Origin of the sequence: Devosia sp. (assembly GCF_036676215.1) — a bacterium.
GTDB lineage: Bacteria > Pseudomonadota > Alphaproteobacteria > Rhizobiales > Devosiaceae > Devosia.
The window spans coordinates 1-1,796 of the sequence record NZ_JAKFDJ010000219.1 but is presented as its reverse complement, the minus strand read 5'-3'; the positions used below and the strand labels follow the sequence as shown (position 1 = coordinate 1,796).

At 65.9% G+C, this 1,796-nt stretch carries 2 protein-coding genes; one reads left to right on the top strand and one right to left on the bottom strand.

Translation table 11 applies throughout. The features are described 5' to 3' along the window. Nucleotides 1-70: 70 nt before the first annotated feature. Entirely contained in the window at nt 71-271 is a 201-nt protein-coding gene (locus tag V6M52_RS18265) for an amidohydrolase family protein (protein ID WP_332702340.1), read from the top strand. Between the two features lie 79 nt (nt 272-350). On the opposite strand, the gene V6M52_RS18260 is transcribed toward V6M52_RS18265, so the two are convergent. Continuing rightward, nucleotides 351-1,586 carry an IS4 family transposase gene (locus tag V6M52_RS18260; RefSeq protein WP_332702338.1) on the bottom strand — a complete coding sequence of 412 codons (1,236 nt, stop codon included), beginning with the start codon at nt 1,584-1,586 and terminating at the stop codon, nt 351-353. Nucleotides 1,587-1,796 lie beyond the last annotated feature (210 nt).

The following is a 1,796-nucleotide window of genomic DNA, read 5'->3' as shown; positions in this document are numbered from 1 at the left end:
GATGCCGACCGCCACCGCGATCAGGAGGCCGGCAGCCAGGTTCCCCAGACTGTAGGCGGCTCCCGAGGCGATCAAGACCGCCACCGTCAACGCCGCCGACCTCATCGGCCGCGCGGCGAGCATCGGCACCATCGAGCCCGGCAAGGACGCCGACATCATTGCGGTGGCCGGCGATCCCATCGCGGATGTGACGCGGCTGCAGCAGGTCGATTTCGTGATGCGCCGCGGCACGGTTCACAAGGCCGACGGCAAGCGGGTGATGGCGGAGTAAGGGCGGCCGTTCCACACCACCACCCAGCATCGTCATCCCCGCGAAGGCGCATAGGCGCTAACTTAAGTTCCATGCGGCTTCACTCCGTCTTTGTCGCGGGGGTTCGGCGAGTGCGTTGAGCCACCATGGCGGGTGGGTTTTGACGAGTTGGAGGGTGAGGCTGCCGAGGATGGCGTTGGTGACGGCGCGCAAGAGCATCTTGGTGAGCCTCCAGATGGAGAGGCGTCGCGGCTTGGCGGTTGGCACAGGGGGGAGGGTCCGGGAGTTCCCGGTCGAGGTCTTCGAGGATCAGCGCCATGAGCAGCTTGGACAAGAGCCATGCTCGCGCCAGATCGGGATCTTTGGCGGGCAGTCGGTTGAAGTCGAGCAGGCTTTTGAGCCGCTTGAAGGCGAGTTCGATCTGCCAGCGCAGGCGATAGAGCCCGGCGACCTCGGCCGCGGGGTAGGTCGCCCCATCGAGCGATGTCACCAGCATGATGTAGTCGGCGGCGCGCAACGTCGCCGGCTGGATGGCGGAGCCGGAGCGCTGGCTTTCCCGCCGCGCCCGTTTGCGGCCCGCTTGTGCGGCCTTTTCATCCTTCTTGATGAGGATCAGCCGCGCCGGGATCGGCGGGAGGCTTCGCTTGCGACCGTTGCGGATCTCGACCGCCATCTCGAACGGCGCCTCTGACGAGACCTCACCCAACTTGGCCGCCAGGTCCAGCCGGCCCCCTCCCGGGTCGCACAGGTACAAGGATTTCCAGCCGATCCGAAGGATGAAGTCACCGTCATCGGCGCGAAGCTGGCGCATGCCTTCGGGCCTGGCAAAGCAGCGATCACCGAGCCGGATCTCGCCCGCCTCGACCGGCGTTCGGTCCAGCTTCTCGGCTCCCTTGTGGTCGGTGAGCTCAAGGTGAGTGAAGCGATGCTCGACCAGATCATAGGCGGCATGCAGGCGGTACAAGGTGCCGCACGGCCCGCTCACCATCGAACCGTCAACGATGCGAACCGATCGTGCCGCTGCCGCCCGCGGCAAACGAGACGCCACCACCCGGCCAGCCAAATGGCTCAGCCAGTCCGCCGAACCGCGTATCCGATTGAGAATGGCGACATCCGACAGGGTCGCAACCCCCGTCATCGCGGCCCAGGCCGAAATCTCGCGCAGCGACAACCCGCAGCCATAGGCCAGACACAGGCGCAGCAGCGTTGCCGCATCACGAACTTCGCGGCGGCGCTCGAAGGCGCCAAAGGCTCGAGCCGAGCGCTCCAGCTCCTCGGGCGACCCCAGCCGCGCTACGATCCCGTCCCAGTCGGATGCAGAGAGTTCCTCGCCCATCCAAAGCTTGAATCAGAAAATCACCAACGTGGGAATCTTAAAGTTAGCGCCTATGGGCGAAAGCCGGGATGACGGGTTGTGATTGGCGCTACTCGCCGATCACCCGCGTCGGCGTCACCATCTGATCGAGCGCAACGTCCCACGGATCGGTCGGCACATGGTCGATGATCTGCACGTCCCAGGCGACGCCGATCGCCGGCGCGCCGCGCA